The sequence below is a fragment of the Halomarina litorea genome, from assembly GCF_024227715.1.
In the GTDB taxonomy this organism is placed as follows: Archaea; Halobacteriota; Halobacteria; order Halobacteriales; family Haloarculaceae; genus Halomarina; species Halomarina litorea.
On the sequence record NZ_CP100448.1, the window covers coordinates 1667504 to 1693303 of the forward strand.

Sequence of the window (25800 nt, forward strand, 5' to 3'; positions counted from 1 at the left end):
AGCCCCACCCCGGCGCTACTCGCTCGCCTCGGCGACGGCCTCGCGGTCGAGTTCGACGCCGAGTCCCGGCCCGTCGGGGGCGCGAATCGTCCCGTCGTCGTGGGTCAGCGTCTCCGTCAGGAGGAAATCACGCACCGAGGGCGTCCACGGCGGTTCGAGGGGGTACTCGCACCACGGACTGCCCGCCGCGGTGAGGACGTGGAGGTTCGCGGCGAAGCCCACTCCGTTGGTCCACGTGTGCGGGACGAACTCGACGTCCCGGCGGGCCGCCGCGGCCGCGACGTCGGTCGCTCCCCTGATGCCGGTCGCGAGGGCGGCGTCCGGCTGGATTACGTCCAGTGCGCCCCGGTCGAGGAACTCGTGGAGCTGCCACGCGCCGTCGTTGAACTCCCCGCCCGCGATGGGCACATCGGTCCGGTCCCGGAGGCGAGCGTAGGCGTCGAAGTTGTGGCGCGGGAGGGGTTCTTCGAGCCACGCGACGTCACCCACCGATTCGAGTTCGCGGGCGACGGCGAGCGCCTCTGCGAACGACCAGCGCTCCTCGTGGTCCATCACGCGCACCGCCCACCCCTTGTTGGCGTCGACCATCAGCGTCAGGTCGGGGAACGCCTCGCGCACCTCGCGAACGACGTCGACGTGGTCGGGGGCGGTGACTCGCAGTTTCACCGCCTCGAATCCCTCCTCGACCCGGGCCTCGACGTACTCGATTCGGTCCTCGGCGGACTGCACCTCGCCCGTACTCGCGTACACGGGCACGTCGCGGGCGCTCGCGCCGAGCAGTTCGTACACCGGCTTGCCGGCGTCCTTCCCAACGATGTCCCAGAGGGCGAGTTCGACGTGCCACGGGCGCGGCCCGACGAGGTTGATACTGTCGAGTTTCGCCCGGATGCCCGCCACGTCGTGAGGGTCCTCGCCCACCAGGAAGTACGAAAGGGCGTCCTCGTAGTCCACACCGCCCGCGAAACTCGGGGAGGCGGCGACGCCGGTGATACCCGCGTCCGTCTCCAGTTCGAACAGTTCCACCTCGTGGCTCGCCTGCGGGTAGTCGGGAATCCACGTCGGTCGGAACGACTCGCCGACCGGGTACGAGAGGTGCGTCTGCGTGACGTCGGTGATGCGCATCGCCCGAGAGGCGGGCGGGTCGCACCTCACGGTTGGGGCGTCTCCGCCCGGCCGTTGAAATCCGGGGTCCGTGACTCGGGTGATAAACTACCCCGTGACGCCGCCGGAACGTTCAGTAGTCGGCCGCGGGTGGACGGAGGCATGCGAGCCGTCGTCTTCCAGGGAGTCGAGGAACCGCTGACCGTCGAGGAGGTCGACCGCCCCGACTGCGGGGCCGACGAGGTGGTCGTCGAGACCGAGGCCTGCGGGGTCTGTCGCTCCGACTGGCACGCCTGGAAGGGCGACTGGGGCTGGATCGGCATGATGCCGACGTCCGGCCTCGTCTTCGGACACGAACCCGCCGGCACCGTCGTCGAGGTCGGCGAGGACGTCGAGCGACTCCGCGAGGGCGACCGGGTGACGAACCCGTTCAACCTCAGCGACGGCACCTGCCGACACTGCCGGGCGGGTCGGGCGAACATCTGCGAGCGCTCGGTCCCCATGGGCTTCCTGCAGATGCAACAGGGCGCGTTCGCCGAGGAGTACCCGGTGCGGGCGGCGGACCAGAACGTCGTGAAACTGCCGGACAGCGCGGACCCGGTGGACGTGGCGGGACTGGGCTGTCGGTTCGCCACCGCCTTCCACGGCCTCGTCCACCGCGTCGACGTCGGCGCGGGCGAGTGGGTGGCGGTCCACGGATGTGGGGGAGTGGGCCTCTCGGCGGTCCACATCGCCGACGCCCTCGGCGCGAACGTCGTCGCCGTCGACCTCGACGCCGACAAACTCGCCCGCGCGGAGGAACTGGGTGCCGACGAGACGGTGCGCGTCGGTGACGTGAAGGACGTCCCGCAGGCCGTCAAGAAGGCCACGCCGAACTCGCGGGGGACCGAGGTGAGCGTCGACGCCCTCGGCATCGCCGAGACGTGCCGGAACGCCGTCGACTCGCTCTGTAAGGGCGGTCGGCACCTCCAGATAGGGATGACCACCAGCGAGGAGGGCGGCGAAGTCTCGCTTCCGGTCGACACGATGGTCACCGACGAACGCGAGTTCTACGGCTCCTACGGCATGCCGCCTAACGAGTACGAGGAGATATTCTCGATGATGGAGCGCGGCACCATCCAGCCCGGGAAGGTCGTGAGCGAGACCATCTCGCTTGACGAGGTCCCCCGGACCATCGAGAACCTCGGGGAGTACGACACGGTCGGCATCCCCGTCTGCGACGAGTTCTGACGGGCCTGATAAACCACCGGCAGGGTCCGCTCCAAGCGCCAAGCCCACGGGCCGACCATCTGGCGGGTATGGCACTCAAACTCCCGAGTGAGGCCGACGAGTGGATTTCGGTGTGGCGCGAGCACCTCAACGACTCCGAGGCGTACGCGGAGAAGGGCACGGGGTGGGGCGTGGGCTTCGACGGCGACTTCGTCTTCGTCATCGAACCCGACGACACGTACCCCGGCGACCCCGTCTACCTCTTCGTCGGCCTCGAAGACGGCCGGTGTACCGACGCCTACGAGGTCGGCTCCCCCGACGAGGTCGACCACGGCTTCGTCTACCGCGGCCCCTACACGAACTGGAAGGGCCTCGTCGAGGGCGACGTCGGCGCGATGGACGGCCTGATGAGCGGGAAGTTCGACCTCGACGGCGACATGCAGAAGGTCCTCCAGTACAGCGACGCCGCGGTGGTCATGACCGAGAACGCGGCGGCCATCGACACCGAGTTCGAGTACTGACTCGCCGACGCCGACGAGTTCGGCAGACTACGCGGACTCCGGCACCGGCAACTCGCCGACTTTCGCCCGTGCGCGCTCGACGATTTCGGGGCGGGCCTCGAAGTCGACGACCACCTGGTCGCCGTAGTCCACGTCGTTGACGCGCGTGTGGTCGTGAATCCACGAGACGAGCGACATCGTCTCGTCGGTCATCGGGAGGACGAGGCGTTCGCGCTCGTACGGCGGGAGTTCGCGCTCGATGCGGGCTTCGAGCAGGTCGATGTCGATTCCCTCCTGGCCGCTGACCGCCACGGGGTCGGGCGCGAGGGCGGCCAGCGCCTCCATCTTGCGTTCGACCTCCTCTCGGGGCACCTTGTCCACCTTGTTCAGCACCGTGACGATGGGGGCCTCGTTTCGCTCGTAGAGGGTGTCGTGGCTCGTCACGAGTTTGTCGCGGATGTCCTCGACGGGTTCGCTCACGTCCACGACGAGGAGGACGAGGTCCGCGCGGTACACCGCGTCCAGCGTGGACTTGAACGACTCCACGAGCCAGTGGGGCAGGTCCGAGATGAACCCGACCGTGTCCGTCACGAGGACGTCCCGTCGGTCCATCGCGGCCCGTCGGGTGGTCGTGCCGAGCGTCGTGAACAGTTTGTCCTGCGACTCGGCGGTCGTATCGAGGTCCGGATGCAGGTCCTCGTTCTCGTCGACGTCGAGGTCAGCGGCGAGTCGCCGGAGCAGGGTGGACTTCCCGGCGTTCGTGTAGCCCGCGAGGGCGACGAGGTCGAACCCCGACTCGCGGCGCGTCTCGCGGCGGTGTTCCTCGTCGTGTTCGATCTGTTCGAGTTCGTCCTTGATGCGCGAGATGCGCGACTTGATGTCGCGCTCGCGGGACTCGTCGTACTCCCCGAGGCCCATGAACCCCGGACGCTCGTCGCGTTTCGCGAGGCTGGTCTTGGCCTCCGCCCGCGGGAGTTCGTAGCGCAACTCGGCGAGTTCGACCTGAAGCTGTGCCTTCCGGGTCCGGGCGCGCTGCCCGAAGATGTCGAGGATGAGCCGGAAGCGGTCGATGACCTCACAGCCCTCCGGGAGTTCGTTCCCGAGGTTGAACGTCTGGTAGGGGCCAAGTCGGTTGTCGAAGATGACGCTGCCGGCCCCCGTCTCGGCGACGAGGGCGGCGAGTTCACCGACCTTCCCCTCGCCGAGGCAGAGGGCGGCGTCCTCGGTGCGCGTCTGCGTCACCTCGCCGGCCACGGTGTAGCCCGCGGCGCGCGCGAGTTCGCGTATCTCCCCGGTGTCGGCGGTCCCGGAGTCGACGCGTTTCGCGATGACCGCGCGCTCCGGGTCGCGGTGTGTCCCTGTCACTCACGGGAGGCTAAGTCGCGCTCGTATTTGAATCTCGGGGCGGCCCCCGACGGGTCGCCGGAGAGCTATACTGATAGTCGGAAGTGGGATAATGACCGGTTACGGTGAGTGTTCTATGAGCATAGGTATCGACCCGACGCAGCTCGGTCTCGACCTCGGTACGGGCGGGGTCATCGGGGGCGTGATGGGCTTCGCGGCCAAGAAGATCGCAAAGGTCGTCGCCGTCCTCGTCGGCCTCCAACTCGCGGCGTTCAAGTTCCTCGAATCGCAGGGCATCCTCGCCGTCGACTGGGAGAAACTCTCCGCGGGGATGCTGTCGGCGGGCGACACGGCCGCCAGCAGCCAGCCCCCGGACTTCCTCATGAGCGTCCTCTCGACGCTCTCGGTCTCCGGCGGGTTCGCCGCCGGCTTCATGGCCGGGTTCAAACTCGGATAGGGTCGCGACTGCTTCTCACCGGACACACGCTCACCGCGGAGCGAGGCGGCTCCCTCCGCCGACGCAGGCTTATGCCGGCTCCCGTCCTATCACTCGGGACGAACACCACGCAACGCTTCGTCCTCGGGGCGCTCGTCGCGCTGGTCGGCCTCGCCCTCGAGGAGTACGCGATGTACCTCCTCGCCGTCCCGGCGGTGCTCATCGTCGCCGTGACCATCGGCTACTCGTACGTCCTGTACGAACGCCTCGAACCGCCGGCGGACGGGTCCGGGAGCGCCTGATTCCGGCTACCGCATCCCGATGTCGTCTTCGTCCTTGACGATGCGCGTCTCCGCCTCGCCGGAGGACACCTCGTTGACGAGGTCGTAGAAGTCGTTCTGGAGGCCCGCCGGGTAGCGAACGACGCCGACCCACGAGCCGTCGTTCTGCCACTCCTCGCGTTCGAGTTCGCCGAACTCGCGGACCCGCGCCTGTCCCTTCCCGGCGAAGTTGGCGGGCAGACGGACGGCCATCACCACCTCGTCGAACCGGATGGGGATGACCGGCCGGAGCATGTCGAGGGCGTCGTCGACCTGGTTCTCGACGGGTTCCATCGGGTCGACCTTGAACCCCGCCTCCTCCAGCGCGCGCTCGATGCGCTCCGGCGGGTGGGGGGCGTCGTCCATCTGCGGGTTGACCGCGTTCCGCGCGATGGTGTTGATGAGCTGTCGGCGCTTCTGCTCTTGCATCTCGCGGCGCTGCTCGGCGGTTATCTGTATCTCCCCCTTCCGGATGACCTGCGGGATGATCTCCATCGGGTCGGTCGTCCCGAAGGCCTTCTCCAGGTCGCTCTCGGCGGGCCGGTCCCCGCGGGAGGCGTCTTCGAAGACGTCCTCGGCGGCGATAACCTCCTCGAGGTCGCCGTCGAACTCGCCGCGTTTGATGGCGAGCGCCGCGTCCGGGTCGACGAGCACCTCGAAGCGGGCACCGTGTGACTCGAGACGGGCCGTCACCGCCTCGTCGAGTGAAATCATATGGGTGCCACTACCTCACGGTGCCTAATGGGTGTTTCCTCGGAACGAGAACCGTCACCCGTCACGGAACGGGCCGGGGGCCTCGGACCCGTTACTCGGCGTCGGAGGACTCGTCGTCGTCGTTCTCCTCCGCCAGCAGGTCGTGTTCGGTGAGGTGCGACTCGACTTCCTCCTCGGGGAGTTCGCGGTACTGCTCGGACTCGACGTCGACGGTGGCGACGCCGATACCCGCCGGGCGGAGTCCCTCGTCGTTGACCGAGGCGAGCGCCGCGAGCGCGAGGCCGACCCCCGCCTCGAGGTCCATCGACTCGTCGTAGTGCTCCTTGAGGTAGTCCTCGATCTCCGAGCGGTTGCCGCCGACGGCGAGTGCCTTCCACTCGTAGGGCGTCCCCGACGGGTCCGTCTCGTAGAGGCGGGGTTCGCCGTCCTCGATGCCGCCGATGATGAGGGCGACGCCGAACGGTCGGGCACCGCCGACCTGCGTGTACTGCTGGATGTTGTCGACGACCATCTTCGTCAGCGCCTCGACGCCGATGGGTTCGCCGTACCTGAGCTGATTGACCTGCGCCTGCCGGCGGGCGTAGTCGATGAGCTGTCGCGCGTCGGCGACGTGCCCGGCGCTGGCGATGCCGATGTGGTCGTCGGCCTTGTGGAGTTTCTCGACGCTCGTCCCCTCGAGAAGGGGCGAGCGGATGCGCTTGTCGACGACGAGGACGACGCCGTCTTCCGTTCGGACGCCGATGCTCGCCGTCCCGCGTTTGACCGCCTCGCGGGCGTACTCGACCTGGTAGAGCCTGCCGTCCGGGGAGAAGATGGTTATCCCGCGGTCGTAGGCTTGCTGTTGGTTCTGACCCTGCATTGTATTCAATCGTAGTCGTAGTCGTAGTCCGTCGCCCCCAGGAGGCCGTCGTCGGTCCGGACGTCCACGCGCGAACCGCGGACGACGGCGGACCGGTCGGCGTTCCCGTGCACGACTGTCTTCTCGTCCGCTGATTCCAGCGGGCGTCCTAAATACCTTTCTTCGCAGGCTCGCACCGTCCCGCCGACGCCGCGGACGGTCACCCGAACGGGGTGACCCGACACGTCGTCCAGACAGGCGAGGACGGCCCGTGCCCGTTCGACCTCCCCGCGCCGGACCCGGACGACGCACTCGCCGTCCCCGTCGCGGAAGGAAAAGCCGTACACCGAACAGTCGACGTCCGCGCTCCCCGGGTCGCCGAGGAGGTTGCCCGCCGCGTACCAGAGGTCCCGCTGGAACGACCGTCGGTCCACGGCGGCGTCGGGGTGGGCCTCGATGCCGACCCCGAGGTAGCGCCAGCGCGGACGGAGGTACTTCGGCAGGTGCTTCATGGGCGTACCGGGAGTAGTCCGGGAACCGTGGTGTCTGTTCCGGTCTGCTGGTCGGGGGGGCCACGACGCGCCCCGCCGGGGCGTCACGCGGGTGACACCTGCAGGCAACGCTTTCTCTCGTCGCGTGTCTATCTCCACTGATTGGAGATGGCCACCGATACCCAGCACGAACCGCTGGAGAACGAGGACGGCCCCGGCGCCGCCACGATACGGGTCCTGCACGTCGACGACGACCCCGACCTGCTCGACGTGACACAGACCTGGCTGGAACGCGAGGACGACCGGATTCGGGTCCGGTCGACAGTGGACGCCAGCGAAGCGCTCGACGTCCTCGCGACCGACCGCGTCGACTGCGTGGTGAGCGACTACGCGATGCCCCGGATGGACGGCCTCGCCTTCCTGCAGGCCGTCAGGGAGCGCGACGAGCACCTCCCGTTCGTCCTCTTCACCGGGAAGGGGACCGAGGAGGTCGCCGCCGAGGCCATCTCGCTGGGTGCGACCGACTACCTCCGGAAGGGCTCCTCGGACACGTACACGGTCCTCGCCAACCGCGTCGTCAACTACGTCGAGAAACACCGGGCCGAACTGGAGGTCGAGCGCCGCCTGAAGGCGCTGGAGACGGCCCGCGAGGGCATCAGCATCCTCGACGAGGACGGTCGGTTCGTCTACCTCAACCAGTCGTACGCCGACCTGTACGGCTACGCCGTCGAGGAACTCCTCGGTCGGCACTGGGAGGTGCTCTACCCCGAGTCCGACGTCTCGCTGGTGTACGACGAGATACTGCCGGCCATCCCGGTGGAGGGGCGGTGGAGCGGCGAGACCAGACAGCTCAGGAAGGACGGGTCGCCCCTGCTGACGAGCCACGCGCTCTCGTACACCGACTCCGGGGAGATGGTCTGCGTCGTCCGTGACCTCACCGAGGAACGCGAGACCGAACGCCTCCTCGGCGAGGAGCGCCGGCGGTTCGACCTGCTCGTGGACGCCGTCGTCGAGTACGCCATCTTCGAACTCGACGCGACCGGCCGGGTCACGAGTTGGAACGAGGGGGCCGAACGCACCACCGGCTACCCCGAGGCGACGGGCCTGGGCGTCGACTGGGCCGCGTTCTACACCGACGAGGACCGCGCCCGGGGCCGGCCGGCCGAGCACCTGGACCGGGCGCTGGCCGAAGGGTCGGTCCACGGCGAGGGCTGGCGGGTCCGGGAGGACGGCTCCCGGTTCTGGGCCGAGACGACGCTCACCACGGTCGACGAGGCGGCAAACGGGGGTGGGTTCCTCTGTGTCATGCGCGACAGCACCGACCGCCTGTACCGCGAGCGACAGCTCCAGCGGCGAATCGAGCACCTCGACCAGTTCGCGAGCGTCCTCTCACACGACCTGCAGACGCCGCTGGCGACGGCGCGGGCCAGCCTCGACCTCGCCCGCGAGGACCCCACCGACGCCGGCGACTCCCTCGACCGACTCGACCGGTCGCTCGCGCGCATCCGCCACCTCACCGAGTCGCTGCTCACGCTGGCCCGCGAGGGGGCGACGGTCAGTTCGTCCGAACCCGTCCCGCTCGACGCCGTCGCGAAGCGCGCGTGGGACCTCGTCGACGCCCCGGACGCCCGCCTCGTCGTCGAGGACGGTCTCGGATCGATGACGGGCGACCCCGAACGCGTCCAGACGCTGTTCGAGAACCTGTTCACCAACAGCGCCGAACACGGGGGAACGGACGTGACCGTCCGCGTCGGCCCCCTCGACGGCGGCTTCTACGTCGAGGACGACGGCCCCGGCATCCCCCCGGAGGATCGCCTGCGCGTGTTCGAACACGGCCTCTCGACGGTCGAAGGGAGGACGGGGTTCGGCCTCAGTATCGTCGAGCGTATCTCCGACGCCCACCACTGGCGGGTCGTCGCGACCAAGGGGATCGACGGCGGCGCGCGCTTCGAGTTCACCCCGACGGACCTCTCGATCGTCGACTGAGCGCCGTCGCGACTACTCCTCGACTTCCACTCTCCCCCCGGCACGCTCGGCGACGAGGACGCCCACCTGCTCGTGGACCTGCTCGACCGCGACGAGCGCGAACCCGGCGTCGGTGAGGGCGTCCGCGAGCGTCCCGACCGTCGCGGGGTCGTCCACCTCCGGCGAGTAGAACGGTTCGTCGGGGTCGGGCGCGCCGAAGAACATCACGTCGCCGAGCACGAACCGGCGCGGGCCGAGGTCGGCAATGGCGTGGATGGCCTCGCGTTTCTCCTCGTCCGAGAGGTGGTGCATGGCGAAGTTCGAGACGACGACGTCCACCTCGCCGTCGTAGTCGGGGTCGCGGAACTCGCCGTAGCCGAACTCCACGTTGTCGAGGCCCTGTTCGGCGGCTTTCTCGCGGGCCTGCTCCATCATCCCCTCGCTGATGTCCCGACCCACCACGCGTTTCGCCTTCGGGGCGAGGGCGAGGCCGATTGCGCCCGTCCCGCACCCGAGGTCGAGGACCACGTCGTCCGGGCCGGGGTCGGCGTGGTCGACCACGAGCGAGGCGCACGCGCGGTACTCCTCGCTCTGGTCGGTGTCGTACTCGGCGGCGTACTCGTCGAAGCGGGCGGCGTGTTCCTCAATCGTCTTCTTCATACCGTCCCCTACGGACGCCGGGTTCAATGAAGGAATCGGACGCGCGCTCGCGGTTGCGCTCGGCGAGTCGCCCCCACTCCGCCAGCCCGGATTCGACCTGCTCGCGGGTGAAGCCGATTTGCTCGCCCACCGCGACCAGTTCGCGGGGGGCACGCAGGTGGAGGTGGCTCCGCGCGTCGGCGCTGACGACGTAGGGGGCGTCGCAGGCCGTCACGATTTCCCGGAGTTTGCGGAGGCCGCGGAGCGCCCTGACGCGTTCCCCGCCCGTTGTCCGGAGGACGGGACCGAAGTCGAACTCCAGTCTGACGCCGTTGTCGGCGGCGGCGTTCGCGAGGACGTGGTTCACGTCGCCGTCGGCCATCGGGTGGGCGAGGACGTCCACGCGGGGGTCCTCGCAGGCCAGTCGGTTGTGCTCGCCGCCGTGGACGCAGACGACGGTGCGCCGGTCGCGTTCGGTCCCGATGGCGCTGGCGACGCGGCCCCGGTCGGCGGCGCGTATCTCGACGCCCGCCACGACGTCGAGGCCGTAGCGCTCCCCGATGGCCGTCGGGTCGTACGACTCCGCCTCGCCGTCGGCGTGGGTGCGGACGACGAGGCCGTCGTACCCCTGCTCGGCGGCGGTCAGCGCCAGGCGCGCGACCGTGCTGTCGCCGTCGGGGTGCGGGTGGGCAGTCTCGTACGCGCCGGACATACCGACGCTTCGCTGGACGACGGTTTGACGGTTGTGGAGTCGCGGCCCGAGTGAGGGGTGTCGCCCGGAGCCCCAACGCGACGGGGGCGCCGGGGGCCCGGAGCGACTGCGCAGTCTCGGAACCGGCGTGTCACGCCACGCCGGGACCGCCGATGGAATCCGAAGGAAACCGGACCGTCGACGGTCGGGACAGCTGAGTGGCTGTGAATGATAGTTACACGCACGTTTCGAACCGCCGACGGCGCGAAGTCATCCCTTTCGCCGCGAAAGTATCTATTGTCTCACAGATCGGCGAACGCCTCGCGGACGTTCTCGATTGCGGTCTCCCTCTTCGCGGGGTAGGCTTCGACCTTCCCGCGCAGGGAGAGACCGGTCCCGAGCGCCACGTCCCCGGAGAAGGCGGCCTGTTTGTCGAGATAGAGGTACAGTTCGCAGTTGTCGGTCACGCGGCTGTCCAGTTCGTCGAGCACCCGGTCGATGTCGTCGAGGTCGGCGAGTAGCGAGAGGACGTGGCGCACGTCGTCCGCCTTCTCGACGCGCGCCGAGAAGACGACGATGCGGTCCCCGTGGTGGCCCGCGTTCTCGATGCGCTCCAGCGGGAACTCCTCGGGGAGGAACGTGCGCATCGCCTGCTCGACGCGCTTGTCGTCCTCGGTGGCGTAACAGAACGCCTGCAGGTCGACGTAGTGGAACGGGACGCTCGACATTCGGGGACGGTTACTCCTCGTCGTCCTCGGCTTCGTCGGCGGCGGCTTCGAGCTGGTCCTCCGCGAGACCCTGCTCCTGGCCGTCCTCGAAGCTCACGGTGTACGTGGCGTCGCCGAACATGTTCTCCATGACCTGCGTGACCGTGCCGGTCTGGCCGTCGTACTCGCTGTGCTCGTCGTGCAGGATGACGCGGTCGTCCTCTTCGAATGCCATGCCCCTCGCTACCCGTCGCCCGGTCAAAAAGCCCGTGATTCGATGGCTCCGGGGGTTCGCCGGTCGTCTCCCGACGGGTCGACCGGTGGCGCTGTGGTGACAGTTCACGACGGGGGACCATGCTCGCTCGCGGGGGGTCCCCTCGACGGCCGGGCGCGTCGCCGCCCTGTTCGTCCTCGGCACGATGCTCGTCCTCAACCCCTCTACATCGGTGCCCTGAACCTCGACCTCTCGGAGACCGAGCACGAGGTGCGAGAGGTGCGTGTCCTCGGAGACCGCATCGTCGTCGGCTCCGACGGTCGGACCGTCGCGCTGGACGGCGTGGCGTGTACCGGGTTCCTCCGCGATGCGGGGTGTGCGTACGAGGCTCGCCTGCTCGAACGCGACGCCTTCCCCGTCGAACCCGCGCGCTTCCTCGTCGGCGCCGACCCCCGGTTCCCCCGTCAGTCCGGCGGGTACTACCGCCGCACGCTGACCGACGCATCGACACGGACGGGCAACTCCCCGAGGCCAGACGGGTCGTCGACACGGGGGACGGCTACGTCACGTTCGTCTCGACGGGCAGTCGGTCGCTGTCCTCGGGCGACACCGTCGAAGCGGCCGTATCGGCCCTCGGCGTCCCCCTCGGTCTCGCACTCGTGGGCCGCGGGTACCGGCGTGTCCCGGGGGACGCTGACACCGACGACAGGTGAGACGGGCCAACCTTCTTGCCCGGGTCCGGTGTACGGTGACAGATGAACCCGACCGCCGACACGCCCACCCGACCCGACCATGACGCTGGATGACCTCTGGTTCCTCGCGGACGAGGCACGACAGGAGGCCGAGTGCGCCTACCACCGCCTGACGGCGCACCACGAGGGCTACCTCGAGTTCGAGCGCACCCGCTCGGTCTCCCGCGGCCGCTTCCGGACGCTCGCAGAGCGCATCAGGACCTCGGGAACGCCGTACGGCGCGCACACGGTCGTCCACCGCGAGTCCGGGGACCTCCTGCTGGTCAGACACGACGACGTCGACCTGTGGGTCCTCCCCGGCGGGTGCGTGGACGGGGCGGAGTCCTGCCGGGAAGCCGCGCGCCGCGAACTCGCCGAGGAAGCGGGGGTCGAGGCCGCCTACGACGGACTGGCGATGCTCACGCGCGTCACGGTCCGCCACGGCGACCAGCGGACGTGGGGCGTCCTCCCCGTCTTCGAGGCGCGTGCGGAAACGACGACGCCCGCCGTGGACGACCCGGACGGCGAGATATCCGACGCGCGCTGGTTCGACGAGCTACCCCCGGACACCCGCGACCGGGAGGACCTGCTGGCGTGGCGGGCAGAGGTGCGCTGATGGGCCTCGTCAGCGCGACCTGTCCGGCCTGCGGGCAGGCGACGTACGTCTCGCTCCCGCAGGGTCGGTCGTTCGTCGGGACCGAGCGCGACGCCTCGAAGCGCCCCGGACTGGACGAGGAGACGACCGAGTGTTCACACTGCGGGACCGAGTTCCCGTTCGTCCACGGCCCGGCCTGACTCCCGCCCGCTCACCGGAGTTCGAACTCGTGGACCGGCCAGCCCTCCTCGTAGGAGAGCGCCGCCTTCTGCTCTTCCGCGCTCGGTTCGCGAACGACGAGTTCGACGGGCGCGTCGATGCTCACCGACTCGTAGTCGGCGTCCACCCGCCCCGTCAGTCGCGCGCCCGACGCCAGTTCGACGACGGCGACGGTGTAGGGCGCTCGCTCGGCGAACGCGGGCGGCGCGGTCCTGACCTCGGTGTAGGAGACGACGCGGCCCTCGCGGGGTTGCTCCTCGGCCACGACCGACCGGGAGCCACAGCCGTAACAGGCGGGTCGCGGCGGGACCATCGCGTTCCCGCAGTCCTCGCAGACGGCGCCGTACAGCGTCCCCTCCGCGAGCGCGTCGAAGAACCCCGGCAGGGTGAACGGGCTGTCGCTGGTCACGTCCTCCGGGGCGAGCGGGCCGCGGAGGGAGGGGGTATCGTCGCTCATGCCGCCCTCCGCAGGACGTGCGCGACGGTGACGGCGTCGGCCACCCCGCCCTCGTTCAGGAGGAACGCGGTGTCCGCGCCCTCGACCTGTCGGTCGCCCGCGCGTCCCGTCAACTGTTCGTACGCCTCGACGGCCTGCGCGATGCCCGTCGCGCCGATGGGGTGGCCGCGGGCCTTCAGGCCGCCGCTGGTCGAGAGTTCGACGTCCGTCCACCCCTCGCTTCGCTCCTCCGGGGGCAGGGCCGACTCGATTCCCTTCCCGCGCGGGGCGAACCCGACGGACTCCGCGAGCAGTGCCTCACAGACGGTGAAGGCGTCGTGGACCTCTGCGACGTCCACGTCCGCCGCCTCGACGCCGGCCTGTCCGTAGGCGGTCTCCGCGGCGTGGTTCGCCCCCTCGACGAACGTCAGGTCGCGCTCCGCGACTGAGATGTTGTTCGCGGCCGCGCCGGACCCGGCGGCGACCAACTGGTCCTCGGCGTCGCCCAGTTCGTCCGCGAGTTCGGGCGTCGTCACGAGGACGGCGGCCGCCCCGTCGCTGACGGGCGCGCAGTCGAACAGTTTCAGGGGTGGGGCGATGTAGTCCGAGTCGAGGACCGTATCGAGGTCTATCTCCCGCTGGAACTGCGCCCGCGGGTTCTGGGCGGCGTTCCGGTGGTTCTTGACGGCGATTCGGGCGAGGTCCTCTTCAGTGCACCCGTGTTCGTGGAGGTATCGCTGGGCGAGGAGGGCGTACTGGCTCGGGGCGGTGATGCCCGAGCGCTGTTCGAGCGCCCGGTCGAACGCCGCCGAGAGGGCGTCCGTCGCGCCTGCCGTCCCCCCGGCGGTCATCTTCTCGACGCCGCAGGCGAGGACGGCGTCGTGTGTCCCCTGCCGGACGTCCTCGACGGCGTGGCGCAGGGCGAGTGCGCCCGCGGCGGCGCACCCCTCGACGCGTTCGGCGGGGACGTTCGTCAGGCCCGCCCACTCCGCGAGGAGCGTGCCGTACATGATCTGGTGTTCGTACGTCTCGGACTGGTTGCCGACGTAGAGGGCGTCCACGAGTTCGGCGGGGTCCGGGAGGCCGGAGAAGGCCTCCGCGAGGGCCGCCGAGAACAGGTCTCTGCCCGTCAGGTCGGTCCGGCCCACCTCTGAGAGGCCGACCGAGACGATGCGCGGTTGTGGCATACGGTGGCGTTCGTCACTCCGGTCGCTTAGGTGTTCCTGCCGACTCCCGGACTATTTCGGCCCGAACTACTCCGGCCCGAAGGACTTCCCCTCGCGCGAGTCGGCGTCCATCCGCCGGAGGGTGGCCCGCGCGTTCGAGGCGTCGTAGCCGAACAGGACGTCCTTCGCGTACGCCTCGGCGACCTCCGTGGCCTTCGCCAGTCGGTCGATGTCGACGTCGACGGCGTACAGTTCGATGGAGAAGGGCGTCACCAGTTCGTCGACGAACCCGGTGGCGAGAATCTCCAGCCAGTAGGTCGTCGAGTACGCCATGTCGTAGATGGGGACGACGAACTCGTCGACGTACTCGTCGAGGGCCCGCGGGTCGACGCCGGTCCGCTCTCGAATGTGCCCGGGGTAGGGGTCGGGATAGAGGGTGAGGTAGAGGCGGCCGGGAACTCGCTCTCTCGCCTCGGCGACGAACTCCTCGATGACGCTCGCGCGCCAGTCGAAGCGGTCCTCGTACTCGCTCTCGCGGAACTGGTCGGCACAGCGCTCACAGCGGCAGTACTCCTGTCGGGGGAAGCCCACGTCGTCCAGTCGGACGTCGCCGTTGACGGCGGCGCAGTCGGCGATGGTCTCGAGCAAGCCCTCGCGGTACTCGGGGTGGGTCGGGCAGACGTACGACCAGTCGAAGTACGGCCGGTCGCGGGTGGCGGGTTCCCCCTCGTCGTCGACGGGCAGGAGGTCGGGGTTCGCCTGCGTGGCGGCGTTGTCGGCGAAACAGGAGACCATGTTCACCGCGTGTGGTTGCGGGTCGGCGGCCCGGCCGGAGACGGACTTCGCCTCAAAGAAGGTGCGGTCGAACTCCGACCAGTCGAGTTCGGGTTCGTTGCGGGTGACGACGCCGTACATGGTCGGAGAACGCGGCCGCTCGGGGTAAGGGTTCGGAAGGCGGCCCCGCGATGGGCCGCCGTTCGGGTGGTTCGCGTTCGGGTCGTCGAGTGGTCGGTCGTCGAGTGGTCGAGTCTACCGTCGGGCGAGGAAGAGGACGGCGATTGCGACCAGTGCGACGAGTGCGATGAGTTTGCGGGACATCACTCGCTACCTACTCGGGACGGATTATATTCCTTCCCCTCGCTTCGCGCGTCGTCCGAGGGAGTTCAGGAGGACGGCGACGCCCAGACCGACGAGGAGTTCGCCGGTGAGGGCCACGAAGGCGGTCAGGAGGGCGACGACAGTCAGGTCGCGGGCGGGCGGGAGACGGGACACACGACGACTCGTCCCCGCACCGACATAGCGCTACCCGACGTGGGCGGCGATGTCCTCGCGGACGATGGTGTCGCAGTAGGCACACCGGACGCCCTCGTCGAGGACGTCGAAGACGCTCTCGACGGGTTCCCCCGCCGTGCTGATGCAGTTGGCGTTCGGGCAGGTGAACACGCCCGTCACCCGGTCGGGGCGGTCCACTCGGTGTTTCTCTTCGACCTCGAAGTCCCGGACGATGTTGATGGTCGCCATCGGTGCGATGAGCGAGATGACGTCCACCTCGTCCTGACTCAGTTCCCGACCCTCGACTTTCACGATGTCCTTCTTCCCGAGTTCGCCCGACGGGACGTTCATCCCGATGGACACCGTCTCGCCGCCCGACCCGTCGATGCCGAGGATGGACAGCACTTTCAGCGCGTTGCCGCCGGGGACGTGGTCGATGACCGTCCCGTCGCGAATCTTGCTGACGCGGAGTTCCCGGTCGGCGTCCTCACTCATCGCCCTCACCCCCGCTTTTCAGGAGGAGGTCGAGCAGCGCCATCCGCACGGGAACGCCGTTGTGGGCCTGCTCGAAGTACTTCGCGTGTGTGGTGGCGTCCACCTCAGGGGCGATTTCGTCTACCCGGGGCAGCGGGTGCATCACGACGAGGTCCTCGCGGGCCGCCTCAAGCGTCTCCGCGTCGATGCGGTACTCGCCGGCGACTTGCCGGTACTCGTTCTCGTCGGGGAAGCGTTCGCGCTGGATGCGCGTCACGTAGAGGACGTCGAGTTCCGGGAGAATCGCGTCGAGGTCGGTGTGTTCGCGGACCTGCGCGCCCGCCTCGTGCAGGTCGTACCGGACGCTCCGGGGCAGTCGCAGGCTCTCTGGGCTGACGAAGTGCTGGCGCGCGTCGAAGTTGGTGAGGGCGCTCGCCAGCGAGTGGACCGTCCGCCCGTACTTCAGGTCGCCCATGATGCCCACGGTGAGGTCGTCGAGCCCCGCGTTCTCGCGCATCGTATAGAGGTCGAGCAGGGTCTGGGTGGGGTGCTGGCCCGCCCCGTCGCCCGCGTTGATCAGCGGGACGTCCACGAACTCGCTGGCGAGTTTCGCCGCCCCCTCGCTCGGGTGGCGCAGGACGAGGGCGTCCGCGTACCCCGAGACGACGCGCACCGTGTCCGCGAGCGTCTCGCCTTTCTTGACCGAGGAGGACTCGACGCTCCCCATGTCCACCGTGTTCCCGCCGAGGCGCTTCATCGCCGCGTCGAAGCTCATCTTCGTCCGGGTGCTGGGTTCGAAGAAGAGGAGGCCGAGCACCCCGTCGGTTTCGGGCGTCACCTCACCGCCGTCGATGGCCGCGGCACGGTCGAGCACCGTCTCGATGTCGTCCCGCGAGAGCTGTTTCGCGCTTATCAGGTGGTCGTGCCGCATCACCTGAACCCGGTCGGGGAGGCGGCTTCAATCCCCCGGAAGACCGCCTCTCCCCCGCGACGAACCTTCAAGTAGGAAGGCGGGGCCAGTCGGCGTATGCTCGCCGTCGTCGGGGGGAAAGGTGGGGTCGGCAAGACCACGACCACGCTCGGCGTCGCCCGCGCACTCGGACGGGCCGGACGCCGGGCGGTCGCTGTCGACGCCGACCGCGACGCCCCGAACCTCGCGCGGGTCGCCGACGTCGACAGCGGGGACGGACCGGGTCGGTCGCGGGAGCACGTCGAGTCAGCGGCGTCCGCGGTCGACGCCCTCGCGGCGGGGGCGTCGGTCGGGGCAGTGGCGACGCCGGGTCCCGACCACCCCGAGGTGCTGGTCGTCCCCGGCGGTCCCGCCCCGTCGTCGGCGTACCGGGACGCGCTCTGCCGGGTGCGGGCCCACGACGGACCGGTGGTCGTCGACTGTCCGGCGGGCGCGGGCCGGGACGTGGCGCTCCCGCTTGGGCTGGCGGACCGTGCGCTGGTCGTCTCGACGTCCCGCCCGGCGGCCCTCCGCGACGCGGCGAAGACGGCGGCGATGGCCGACGCCCTCGACACCCCCCTCGTCGGGGCGGTCCTCACCCGGTGTCGGGCGGTCCCCGACGGCGTCGGTGCGCTCCTCGGAGGCGTCCCCGTCACGGCGATTCCCCCTGTCGCGGACCCGCTCGGGTCACGGGCCGTCGCCGCGACGTATCGGCGGGTGACACATCGTTTCAGCAGGCACAAGGGTTAACTATATTCACGAGAATGTCTCGTGTAGATGAGAGACCGGCTACCGACTGGAGTCGACGTGCTCGACCGGAAGCTCGACGGGGGCATCCCCGCGGGCAGCACTGTCGCGCTCTGTGCGGAGCCGGCGAGTCAGGCGGAACTCCTGCTCCACGAACTCACCGCCACGCGCGGAACGCTCTACATCACGCTCGGTCGGACCGAGGAGGCCGTCGCCGACAGCATCGCCAACTCCTCGACGCGCACCGGCGAACCGACCATCCGGCACGTCTCCGGGGACGCGCCCATCGACAACGCGGCGAAACTCGTCAGCGCGCTCCCGGAGGCGTCGAACCTCATCGTCGACCCGGTGGACGTCCTCGAACGCGAGTCACACGACCGGTACCGGAACTTTCTCAACGAACTCCAGAACCACATCCACAACACGCAGGGGCTCGCCATCCTCCACTGTCTGGCCGGCAACCACCTCCCGCAGGGCCGCGACACGACGCGCCACATGGCCGACGTGGTGTTCGACCTGGAGACGCGCGTCGGGAGCGACAGCATCGAGAACCGACTCACCGTGCCCAAGTTCCGCGGGGGCCGGGCGCTCACCGACGTGGTGAAACTCGAACTGGCCGACTCGGTGGCAATCGACACGAGCCGCGACATCGCGTAGCCGTCGGCCGCGACCCTCACGAACGTCGAACTGTTTCGCGGCGAGCGGCGCAAAAGTGCAGCATTACGAGAGAGTCATCCCCACCGACGGTTTCGCGAAAATCGACGGACGGTGCGGGTGTGAAACAGTGTGCAACGGTGTGCAACCACTCACAACGCTCTACAGGGGTTTTGCCCTCCGGGCCACCACCTGTAGGCAGATGGCCACGAGACAACCCCCTGCACACACCGACGCTCGCGGTGCTGCGTACGACCTGATGGCGAACCGGCGGCGGCGGCACGTGCTCGCGTACCTCCGTGGACACCCGCACGAGGACATCGCGATAGACGACCTCACGAGTCGGGTCATCGCCCGCGAACTCATGGACGGCGACGGGCCGGTCGACCCGGAGAGCGTCAGCGCGACGCTCCACCACGTCCACCTCCCGAAACTGGCGGACGCGGGACTCATCGAGTACGACGCCGACGCACACGTCGTCTACACGCCGCCGCTCGACGACGCCACCCCCGACGCCGACCCCGGCGTGTTCTTCGAGGGCCACTCGGCGTAGTCCGACGGCCCGCCTCGCTTTCTCTTACTCCTCGTCGAGTTCGTCGAGGATCTCGTCGGTGTCGACGTCGGCGTCCTCGAGAGCCTCCTCGATGTCCTCGCCGCCGGCACCGCCCATGCCGCCCATCATACCGCCCATGCCGCCCATCATGCCCATCCCGGAGCCGTCGATGGTCTCCTGGATGATGACGCGGTCGAGGTCGACACGGTCCATGACCTGCTGGGCGATCTGCTGCTTCTGGAACATCCACTGCTGGTTCATCGTCAGCTGCGGCGTCGCCTCGATGTAGAGCGTCTCCTTCTCGACGGTGACGGTCTCCGTCTCGGGTTCGCCCTCGTCGTCCTCGTCGTCGCTCTCGACGACCTGCTCTTCCTCGACCTCGTCGGTCTGGATGTGCATGTCGAGGTCGATGTCGAGGAACATGCCGAGCAGGCCCTGTGCGCGCTCGAGTTTGTCGTCGACGACGTCGAGAATCTCGTACTCGTACTCGATGTTCTCGCCGGCCAGCGGGTGGTTGAAGTCGACGCGGGCGCGCCCGCCGACGATGGTCTCGAGGTAGCCCTGCTCGCCGTCGATCTGGACCTGCGCGCCGGGGTAGCGGTCGTCGTCGGGAATCTTGTCGGCGGTGATGGTCCTGACCTGCTCGCGGTCGTACTCGCCGAAGGCCTCCTCTGCGGAGACGGTGACGCTGCCGGAGTCGCCGACCTCCTTGCCCTTGATGTCCTCCTCGACGGAGCCGAAGATGTGGCCCGCCCCGAGGACGATGACGCGGGGTTCGAACTCGCCCTGGTCGCCGACGTCTTCCTCGTCTGCGACCTCCTGGTCGGTCGTGTCGACGAGCTGGTCGTCCTCGACGGTGCGCGCCGTATAGGCGATACGGACGAAGTCGCCGTCCTGCAGTCCCGTCTCCTCGGTCTCTTCGGCTTCGGCCGCCGCTGCCTCCTCGGCCGCGTCGGCCTCGGATTCGTTCTCGGCCGCCTCGGATTCGTCACTCATACCAGACACCTCCTCCCGACGCACCCTTAATTACCACGCTTCCGCCCTCACGTTGGATGGGCGACCCATGCGAACACCTGACAGTCGGTCCCGCCGAGCGCTTCCGACCCGCGTGGACGAGGCGCGTCTCGGGTGGGCGGGTACCGTTCGCCGGTGGAGAACGGCCGGAAAAGCAGTCAAACGGGTCGGCGGTCTCACCGCGTCGACCCGGTCGGGCGGGTTACCGCCCGGTGTCGTCGTCGCCCGGCGTCATCTTCTCGAGTCGCTGGGCGATGCCCCGCCCGCGGAGGTAGCTCGCGAAGGCGAGGATGGTCGGCGGCCAGAGGCCGACGAACAGGCCGTGTTCGCGCCTGCCCCGTCCGTAGAACAGGAACCACGCCAGGAGGACCGACCCGGCGGCCCCGAGGAGGGCGATGTCGGCCCCGTACTCTTCCGACTCGCGCATCCCGGTCTTCCGACCGAACTTCCGCACGGACTCGGTCATCCCCGACGTCCGGCCGGACCGCTTGGTCGACCCGGCGGTTCCGGACTTCGAACTCGACTGCCCGCTCGTCCCGGTGGTGCCCGTCTCGCCCTCGGAGTCCCGGTCACGCTTCTCATACGACGTACGACCTGTCATCGTCGCTCCGTTATATGGGCGGACGGGAGGATAAACTGGAGGCGTGCAGGTGGCCCCCGCCGGCCCCGTACGTCCGGGAGTCGAGACGGTCGCGGTGGCCTGACCGCTCGGTGCGTGTGTCTCAGACGGGGTCCGTCGTCGGGACGAACGGTCAGAGGGCGAACTCGTCGAATGACTCGCCGCCGCACGGACACCGGTTGTCCGCGACCGGAAGGATGATGCTTCCGTTGTCACGGACCCGTGCGGTGTACGGGCGGCTGCAGTCACGACAGGTAACTATCGCGTGGTCGGGCATGGGAGTATCGAGTCCCCCCGCGGTGCGTCGTCGGTGAGCGGCGTGGCGGTGGGCGACTCTGCCCAACCCACAGCACCCGGTGGTATCGTTCCATTCCTTTCGTCCGCAAGCAACTGTCGGAGCGCCGACCGGGTAGGTTTTTGCCGCCCGCCCTCGCGCGTGTCGGTATGTACGAGGTCGAGGTGAAGGTGCGAGCGACCCACGACCCGGTCCGCGACCGCCTCGGGTCGCTCGGTGCGACTCACGAACGGACCGTCGAGCAGGTCGACACCTACTACGACGCGCCCGACCGCGACTTCGCCGCGACCGACGAGGCGCTACGCATCCGCCGGGAGACGGTCGTGTCCGACGACGGCGAGCGGCGCGCCCTCGTCACGTACAAGGGACCGCTCGTTGACGAGGCCTCGAAGACCCGCGAGGAACACGAGACGGCCGTCGCGGACGACGAGGAACTCGCCGGGGTGCTCGACGGACTGGGCTACGCGCCGGCGGCGACCGTCGAGAAGCGCCGCGAACAGTACGCCCTCGACGGCCTCACCGTCGTCCTCGACCGCGTGACCGACCTCGGGGAGTTCGTGGAGGTCGAAGTCGAGAGCGAGGACGTGGATGCGGCCCGCGAGGCGGTGTTCGCCTGTCTCGACCGACTCGGACTGGACCCCGACGAGCAGATTCGCACCTCCTACCTCGGGATGCTGCTCGCTGATTCCCCACAGTAATCAATCTCGGGGCGAAAGTTTCCGTAAGTTATACCCCCGGTCGGGGTGAACCGGGGTCAATGACCGACCGGAACATCCGCGTGGAGCCGATGGCGGGCCTCGCCGTCGAGGACCAGGAGGTAGAGATCGTCGAACGAAAGGGGCTGGGCCATCCCGACTCCATCTGCGACGGCATCGCCGAACACGTCTCGCAGGCGCTCGCCCGCGCGTACCTCGACCGCGTGGGGCAGGTGCTGCACTACAACACCGACGAGACGCAACTCGTCGCCGGGTCGTCCGCCCCGGCGTTCGGCGGTGGCGAGACGACCGAACCCGTCTACCTCCTCATCGTCGGCCGCGCCACGAAGGAGTACGAGGGGACGCGCATCCCCACGGAGACCATCGCGCTCCGGGCGGCCCGCGAGTACTTCGGCGAGCACTTCCCCGAACTCGACTTCGGGACGGACATCGTCGTGGACGTCCGCCTCGGCGAGGGCAGCGGCGACCTGAAGGGCGTCTTCGGCGAGGGCGGCGCGCGCGTCCCCATGGCCAACGACACCTCCTTCGGCGTCGGCCACGCCCCCCTCACGGAAACCGAAGAGATCGTCCTCAACACCGAGCGCAGCCTCAACGGCGAGTACGCCGCTGACCACCCCGAACTCGGGCAGGACATCAAGGTGATGGGCAAGCGCGAGGGCGACCACATCGACGTGACCGTCGCGGCCGCCATGGTGGACTCGTACGTCGCCGACCTCGCGGAGTACCGCGAGGCCGTCGAGTCCGTCCGCGAGTACGTCGCCGGCCTCGCGACGGACTACACCGACCGGGACGTCGCCGTCCACGTCAACACCGCCGACGACTACGACGAGGGGGCCATCTACCTGACCACGACCGGCACGTCCGCCGAACAGGGCGACGACGGCTCGGTCGGGCGCGGGAACCGCGCCAACGGTCTCATCACGCCCAACCGCTCGATGAGCATGGAGGCAACCAGCGGGAAGAACCCCGTCAACCACATCGGGAAGATCTACAACCTGCTCTCGACGCACATCGCCGAGGCCGTCGTGAGCGAGGTGACGGGCATCCGCGAGATTCGCATCCGCCTCCTGAGTCAGATCGGCCAGCCCATCGACGACCCGCACGTCGCGGACGCCACCCTCGTCACCGAGGAGGGCGTCACCGTCGCCGACATCGAGGACGAGGTGTCCGCCATCATCGACCGCGAACTCGCGGACGTGACGGGCATCACCGAGCGCGTCATCGAGGGCGAACTCACGACCTTCTGAACTGCCGGCCGACCCCTCCGAGACCGCCCCGCGATCGCCGGCCGGTCGAACGAAACCGCTTTGCCTCGCCCTCGTCCACCCTCTGCCATGACGCGGGTCTGTCTCGTCGGCACCGAGGACTGCGACCTCAGATACGAGTTGCTCTCCCGGGAGACGGCCCGCGACGCGCTGGCGACGTACACGCTCGACCGACCCTTCGAGAACAGCGTCTGCGTCGACACCATCAGCCTCGGGGCGGCCGTCGCCCTGCTCAACGACCTCAACTGGTACCTCGTGCGGTTCGTCGAGACGGCGCTGGTCCTCGAACCGTCCGTCAGCGAGGGCGAGTGGCTCTCCCGCAGACTCGCGACGGCCGTCCGCGAGGGGGAGGTGTCCCCGGCGGAGTCCGACCGCTACCTGACGGTGTACGGCGTCGAGCGAGTCGACGACCCCGGGGACGCCGATGACGGCGGGGACGCCGACTCGGAGCCGCCCCCGACTGGTCGGACCGCGACGCGGCGACTCGTCGAACCGATGTACGTCGCCCGAACGGGGCGACAGCTCCCGGAGTACGACCTGCGAGACGTCGAGGAGACGCTGGTGGTGCGCGTCACGGAAGACGAGTTCGGCGGCTGACGCTGACGGTCCTCACCGTCAAACGAGTCTGCGGTGGGCCACCGACCCCGCGAGCGCGACCACCGCGAACGCGAACGTGACCATCGCGAGGCGCGTCGTCGTCAGCGCCCCCTGCGCGCCGAGGACGCCTAGCGCGACGCCGAGGAGGACGACGCCCGTGGCGGCGATGACCGTTCGGGGTCCGGTCCACCGTGAGCGACTGTAGTCCATGACCGACGGTTCGACTCCACACGTAGGTGTCTTTCCCACCGGGCGGACGTTGCCGCAGTCTTCATCTCGGGACCCACCGTCTCCGGTGTATGTCCGCGACCCCCGCCGTCGACCGCCGGTCCGTCGTCCTCGGCAACGGCATCGACTGCCGCCTGCACTACCGCGTGGCGACGCCCCGCGAGGATACCGAGGGCACGCCGGTCGTCCTCCTGCACGGCGGCGGCATCGACGAGGCGTCCCTCTCGTGGCGAGACGTCCTGCGCCCGCTGGCCGCCGAAACGGGCCGGCGAGTCTACGCCCTCGACTGGCCCGGCTACGGCGGGAGCGACCCGCCCACCGACGACCCGACGACCGAGTACTACATCGGCGTCCTCGACGCGTTCCTCGACTCGGTGGGCGTCGACCGCTGTGCGCTGGTCGGCATCTCGATGGGCGGCGGCGTGGCCATCGGGTCCGCGCTGGCGACCCCCGGCCGGGTGACGCGCCTCGTCGCCGTCGACAGCTACGGGCTGGGCGGGACGGTCCCGGGCGGTCCGCTGGGTGCGCTGTTCACTCGCCTCCCGTTCGCCGCACTCGCCTGGCGCGCCCTCCGCCGGAGTCGGCTGGCGGCTTCCCTCGCCGTCCGGGGAATCGTCGGCCCGGGCAACGCGACGCCCGAACTCGTCGCGGACCTGCGGCGGGCGCTCGACAGGCCCGACGCGGGGCGGGCGTTCGAGGGGTTCCAGCGCAGCGAGGTGGGGATCGGCGGACTGCGGACGAACTACCTCGACCGCCTCCCAGCGCTCTCGACGCCGACGCTGTTCGTCCACGGCGAGCACGACCCGCTGGTCCCCGTCTCGTGGGCGGTGCGCGCGACGGTGCTGGCTCCCGACGCCACCCTCCGCGTCCTCGGGGGGTGCGGCCACTGGCCGCCGCGGGAGGCACCCGACCGGTTCCTCGGGTGTGTCGTCCCCTTCCTCGGCGAGTGAGCGGAGCGCCGACGCCAGAGGGGAAGTGTTTACTCAGAGCGCCGGGCACTCAGGTGTATGGAACTGGGGTCCGCCGACGCGTTCGACCGGATGGGGACGCTCGGCATCGAGGAGGAGTTCTTCGTCGTCGACGGGGAGGGTCGCCCCACCGCCGGTACGGACGAACTCGTGTACGGGTCGGACCCCCCCGACCTGCTGGTCGACCGGTTGGACCACGAACTGTTCAAGTTCGTCGTCGAGACGCAGACGCCCCTCATCGAGCGACCCGGCGACGCCCGCGACGCGTTGCTGGACGTGCGGGCGGCGCTGGTCGACCACGCGGCGGACCACGGCCTCGGCATCGCCGCCGCGGGCCTCCACCCCGCGGCGAAGTGGCGCGAACTCGACCACGCCGAGAAGCCCCGCTACCGGACCCAACTGGAGCGCATCCAGTACCCCCAGCACCGCAACACGACCGCGGGCCTCCACGTCCACGTCGGCGTGGACGACGCCGAGAAGGCGACGTGGGTGGCGAACGAACTCCGGTGGCACCTGCCGGTCGTGCTCGCGCTGTCGGCGAACTCGCCGTTCTGGAACGGCTTCGACACGGGGCTGGCGTCGGCGCGCGCCAAGATATTCGAGGCGCTCCCGAACACCGGGATGCCGACGACGTTCACCTCCTTCGCGGACTACCAGCGCCTCGAACGCCTGATGGTGGAGACGGAGTCCATCAGCGACCGGGGTGAACTCTGGTACGACGTGCGCCCGCACACCGGCCACGGAACCGTCGAGGTGCGCACGCCGGACGCCCAGACCGACCCCGACCGGGTGCTCGCGTTCGTCGAGTACGTCCACGCGCTGGTCGTCGACTACGCCGAACGCTACGAGGACTGTTCGGACCCGTGGGCCGACCGGAACACCGACGGCCACCGGCGCGAGACGCTCGACGAGAACAAGTGGCGGGCGACCCGGTGGGGCCGGGAGGCGTCGTTCATCGACCGCGAGTGCGAGTCGACGGTCGACCTCGCTACCGTCGTCGACCGGGAGGCCGACCGCCTCGGCGTCACCGGAATCCGCGAGGTGTACGACGCGGAGAGCGGCACCGCGATACAGCGCCGTCTGCGCGAGGAGGTAGGTCTCGACGCGCTCTGTTCGCACCTGCGACTCTGACC

33 protein-coding genes are annotated in these 25800 nt (G+C 69.4%); 15 read left to right on the plus strand and 18 right to left on the minus strand.

From position 1 onward, the window contains the following. Positions 1-15 precede the first annotated feature (15 nt). The gene (locus NKG96_RS09060) at positions 16-1122 is read right to left on the minus strand and encodes a mandelate racemase/muconate lactonizing enzyme family protein (protein ID WP_254534607.1); all 1107 of its coding nucleotides are present in this window, start codon (positions 1120-1122) and stop codon (positions 16-18) included. A 141-nt stretch (positions 1123-1263) separates the two neighbouring features. Here NKG96_RS09060 and NKG96_RS09065 point away from each other — a divergent pair, with 141 nt between their 5' ends. Together NKG96_RS09065 and NKG96_RS09070 are read left to right on the plus strand one after the other, a co-directional pair. Continuing rightward, positions 1264-2331, plus strand: coding sequence for a zinc-dependent alcohol dehydrogenase family protein (locus tag NKG96_RS09065; protein WP_254534608.1), 1068 nt, complete (start codon positions 1264-1266; stop codon positions 2329-2331). Positions 2332-2399: 68 nt separating this feature from the next. Further along, positions 2400-2831: an SCP2 sterol-binding domain-containing protein gene (locus NKG96_RS09070; RefSeq protein WP_254534609.1), complete on the plus strand. Its 432-nt coding sequence runs from the start codon at positions 2400-2402 to the stop codon at positions 2829-2831. Between the two features lie 27 nt (positions 2832-2858). Here the strand turns inward: NKG96_RS09070 and hflX are convergent, their stop codons facing one another. After that, positions 2859-4175, minus strand: coding sequence for a GTPase HflX (hflX, locus tag NKG96_RS09075; protein ID WP_254534610.1), 1317 nt, complete (start codon positions 4173-4175; stop codon positions 2859-2861). A 115-nt stretch (positions 4176-4290) separates the two neighbouring features. Here hflX and NKG96_RS09080 point away from each other — a divergent pair, with 115 nt between their 5' ends. Together NKG96_RS09080 and NKG96_RS09085 are read left to right on the plus strand one after the other, a co-directional pair. Continuing rightward, positions 4291-4611: an FUN14 domain-containing protein gene (locus tag NKG96_RS09080; RefSeq protein ID WP_254534611.1), complete on the plus strand. Its 321-nt coding sequence runs from the start codon at positions 4291-4293 to the stop codon at positions 4609-4611. 71 nt (positions 4612-4682) lie between these two features. Continuing rightward, the gene (locus NKG96_RS09085) at positions 4683-4892 is read left to right on the plus strand and encodes a hypothetical protein (RefSeq protein WP_254534612.1); all 210 of its coding nucleotides are present in this window, start codon (positions 4683-4685) and stop codon (positions 4890-4892) included. Between the two features lie 6 nt (positions 4893-4898). On the opposite strand, the gene NKG96_RS09090 is transcribed toward NKG96_RS09085, so the two are convergent. From NKG96_RS09090 to NKG96_RS09100, 3 genes are all read right to left on the minus strand, one after another. Next, on the minus strand, positions 4899-5624 hold the full coding sequence (locus NKG96_RS09090) for a ribosome assembly factor SBDS (RefSeq protein WP_254534613.1): 726 nt from the start codon (positions 5622-5624) through the stop codon (positions 4899-4901). 91 nt (positions 5625-5715) lie between these two features. Then, positions 5716-6483, minus strand: a complete 768-nt coding sequence (gene psmA, locus NKG96_RS09095) for an archaeal proteasome endopeptidase complex subunit alpha (RefSeq protein WP_254534614.1) — start codon at positions 6481-6483, stop codon at positions 5716-5718. A 5-nt stretch (positions 6484-6488) separates the two neighbouring features. After that, positions 6489-6974 (minus strand): Rpp14/Pop5 family protein, encoded by a 486-nt coding sequence (locus NKG96_RS09100; protein WP_254534615.1) that lies wholly within the window; start codon positions 6972-6974, stop codon positions 6489-6491. Between the two features lie 147 nt (positions 6975-7121). Here NKG96_RS09100 and NKG96_RS09105 point away from each other — a divergent pair, with 147 nt between their 5' ends. Beyond that, positions 7122-8939, plus strand: a complete 1818-nt coding sequence (locus NKG96_RS09105; protein WP_254534616.1) for a PAS domain S-box protein — start codon at positions 7122-7124, stop codon at positions 8937-8939. A gap of 12 nt (positions 8940-8951) precedes the next feature. On the opposite strand, the gene NKG96_RS09110 is transcribed toward NKG96_RS09105, so the two are convergent. From NKG96_RS09110 to NKG96_RS09125, 4 genes are all read right to left on the minus strand, one after another. After that, complete coding sequence (locus NKG96_RS09110; RefSeq protein WP_254534617.1) at positions 8952-9578, minus strand: class I SAM-dependent methyltransferase; 627 nt, start codon at positions 9576-9578, stop codon at positions 8952-8954. Continuing rightward, positions 9562-10269 (minus strand): RNase P subunit p30 family protein, encoded by a 708-nt coding sequence (locus NKG96_RS09115; protein ID WP_254534618.1) that lies wholly within the window; start codon positions 10267-10269, stop codon positions 9562-9564. The genes NKG96_RS09110 and NKG96_RS09115 overlap by 17 nt, the downstream gene beginning before the upstream one ends. A 281-nt stretch (positions 10270-10550) precedes the next feature. After that, the gene (locus NKG96_RS09120; protein WP_254534619.1) at positions 10551-10976 is read right to left on the minus strand and encodes an RNA-binding protein; all 426 of its coding nucleotides are present in this window, start codon (positions 10974-10976) and stop codon (positions 10551-10553) included. A gap of 10 nt (positions 10977-10986) precedes the next feature. Further along, entirely contained in the window at positions 10987-11190 is a 204-nt protein-coding gene (locus NKG96_RS09125; protein WP_254534620.1) for a DUF1918 domain-containing protein, read from the minus strand. Positions 11191-11961: 771 nt separating this feature from the next. On the opposite strand from NKG96_RS09125, the gene NKG96_RS09130 reads away from it, so the two are divergent. Next, positions 11962-12516 carry an NUDIX hydrolase gene (locus NKG96_RS09130; RefSeq protein WP_254534621.1) on the plus strand — a complete coding sequence of 185 codons (555 nt, stop codon included), beginning with the start codon at positions 11962-11964 and terminating at the stop codon, positions 12514-12516. Beyond that, positions 12495-12695 (plus strand): hypothetical protein, encoded by a 201-nt coding sequence (locus tag NKG96_RS09135; protein ID WP_254534622.1) that lies wholly within the window; start codon positions 12495-12497, stop codon positions 12693-12695. The genes NKG96_RS09130 and NKG96_RS09135 overlap by 22 nt, the downstream gene beginning before the upstream one ends. A gap of 11 nt (positions 12696-12706) precedes the next feature. Here the strand turns inward: NKG96_RS09135 and NKG96_RS09140 are convergent, their stop codons facing one another. The 6 genes from NKG96_RS09140 to pyrB form a co-directional block, all read right to left on the minus strand. Beyond that, a complete protein-coding gene (locus tag NKG96_RS09140) occupies positions 12707-13171 on the minus strand; it encodes a Zn-ribbon domain-containing OB-fold protein (RefSeq protein ID WP_254534623.1) in 465 nt (154 codons plus the stop codon). Next, positions 13168-14337 carry a thiolase C-terminal domain-containing protein gene (locus tag NKG96_RS09145; RefSeq protein WP_254534624.1) on the minus strand — a complete coding sequence of 390 codons (1170 nt, stop codon included), beginning with the start codon at positions 14335-14337 and terminating at the stop codon, positions 13168-13170. Before NKG96_RS09145 ends, NKG96_RS09140 begins: the two co-directional genes overlap by 4 nt. A 66-nt stretch (positions 14338-14403) precedes the next feature. Next, positions 14404-15231, minus strand: a complete 828-nt coding sequence (locus NKG96_RS09150; protein ID WP_254534625.1) for a hypothetical protein — start codon at positions 15229-15231, stop codon at positions 14404-14406. 207 nt (positions 15232-15438) lie between these two features. Beyond that, positions 15439-15588: a hypothetical protein gene (locus NKG96_RS09155; protein ID WP_254534626.1), complete on the minus strand. Its 150-nt coding sequence runs from the start codon at positions 15586-15588 to the stop codon at positions 15439-15441. 30 nt (positions 15589-15618) lie between these two features. After that, positions 15619-16083, minus strand: coding sequence for an aspartate carbamoyltransferase regulatory subunit (gene pyrI / locus NKG96_RS09160; RefSeq protein ID WP_254534627.1), 465 nt, complete (start codon positions 16081-16083; stop codon positions 15619-15621). Continuing rightward, a complete protein-coding gene (gene pyrB, locus NKG96_RS09165) occupies positions 16076-16993 on the minus strand; it encodes an aspartate carbamoyltransferase (protein WP_254534628.1) in 918 nt (305 codons plus the stop codon). Before pyrB ends, pyrI begins: the two co-directional genes overlap by 8 nt. Before the next feature lie 96 nt (positions 16994-17089). On the opposite strand from pyrB, the gene NKG96_RS09170 reads away from it, so the two are divergent. The 3 genes from NKG96_RS09170 to NKG96_RS09180 all read left to right on the plus strand — a co-directional run bounded on the left by NKG96_RS09170 (position 17090) and on the right by NKG96_RS09180 (position 18965). Beyond that, entirely contained in the window at positions 17090-17761 is a 672-nt protein-coding gene (locus NKG96_RS09170) for a MinD/ParA family ATP-binding protein (protein WP_254534629.1), read from the plus strand. Between the two features lie 27 nt (positions 17762-17788). Beyond that, a complete protein-coding gene (locus NKG96_RS09175) occupies positions 17789-18415 on the plus strand; it encodes an RAD55 family ATPase (RefSeq protein WP_254534630.1) in 627 nt (208 codons plus the stop codon). Between the two features lie 199 nt (positions 18416-18614). Beyond that, on the plus strand, positions 18615-18965 hold the full coding sequence (locus NKG96_RS09180) for a DUF7344 domain-containing protein (RefSeq protein ID WP_254534632.1): 351 nt from the start codon (positions 18615-18617) through the stop codon (positions 18963-18965). 24 nt (positions 18966-18989) lie between these two features. Here NKG96_RS09180 and NKG96_RS09185 read toward each other — a convergent pair whose 3' ends face one another. Together NKG96_RS09185 and NKG96_RS09190 are read right to left on the minus strand one after the other, a co-directional pair. Next, the gene (locus NKG96_RS09185) at positions 18990-19961 is read right to left on the minus strand and encodes an FKBP-type peptidyl-prolyl cis-trans isomerase (RefSeq protein ID WP_254534634.1); all 972 of its coding nucleotides are present in this window, start codon (positions 19959-19961) and stop codon (positions 18990-18992) included. A 220-nt stretch (positions 19962-20181) separates the two neighbouring features. Further along, positions 20182-20580, minus strand: coding sequence for a hypothetical protein (locus NKG96_RS09190; protein WP_254534636.1), 399 nt, complete (start codon positions 20578-20580; stop codon positions 20182-20184). 462 nt (positions 20581-21042) lie between these two features. Here NKG96_RS09190 and cyaB point away from each other — a divergent pair, with 462 nt between their 5' ends. From cyaB to NKG96_RS09205, 3 genes are all read left to right on the plus strand, one after another. After that, positions 21043-21591, plus strand: a complete 549-nt coding sequence (gene cyaB, locus NKG96_RS09195) for a class IV adenylate cyclase (RefSeq protein ID WP_254534638.1) — start codon at positions 21043-21045, stop codon at positions 21589-21591. A gap of 59 nt (positions 21592-21650) precedes the next feature. Further along, positions 21651-22856: a methionine adenosyltransferase gene (locus tag NKG96_RS09200; protein ID WP_254534639.1), complete on the plus strand. Its 1206-nt coding sequence runs from the start codon at positions 21651-21653 to the stop codon at positions 22854-22856. 87 nt (positions 22857-22943) lie between these two features. After that, positions 22944-23471, plus strand: coding sequence for a DUF5804 family protein (locus NKG96_RS09205; RefSeq protein WP_254534640.1), 528 nt, complete (start codon positions 22944-22946; stop codon positions 23469-23471). 18 nt (positions 23472-23489) lie between these two features. Here NKG96_RS09205 and NKG96_RS09210 read toward each other — a convergent pair whose 3' ends face one another. Next, positions 23490-23681, minus strand: a complete 192-nt coding sequence (locus NKG96_RS09210) for a hypothetical protein (RefSeq protein WP_254534641.1) — start codon at positions 23679-23681, stop codon at positions 23490-23492. An 89-nt stretch (positions 23682-23770) separates the two neighbouring features. Between NKG96_RS09210 and NKG96_RS09215 the strand changes: the two genes are divergently transcribed. Together NKG96_RS09215 and NKG96_RS09220 are read left to right on the plus strand one after the other, a co-directional pair. Further along, positions 23771-24649, plus strand: a complete 879-nt coding sequence (locus NKG96_RS09215) for an alpha/beta fold hydrolase (protein ID WP_254534642.1) — start codon at positions 23771-23773, stop codon at positions 24647-24649. A gap of 57 nt (positions 24650-24706) precedes the next feature. After that, positions 24707-25798, plus strand: a complete 1092-nt coding sequence (locus tag NKG96_RS09220; protein WP_254534644.1) for a glutamate--cysteine ligase — start codon at positions 24707-24709, stop codon at positions 25796-25798. Positions 25799-25800 lie beyond the last annotated feature (2 nt).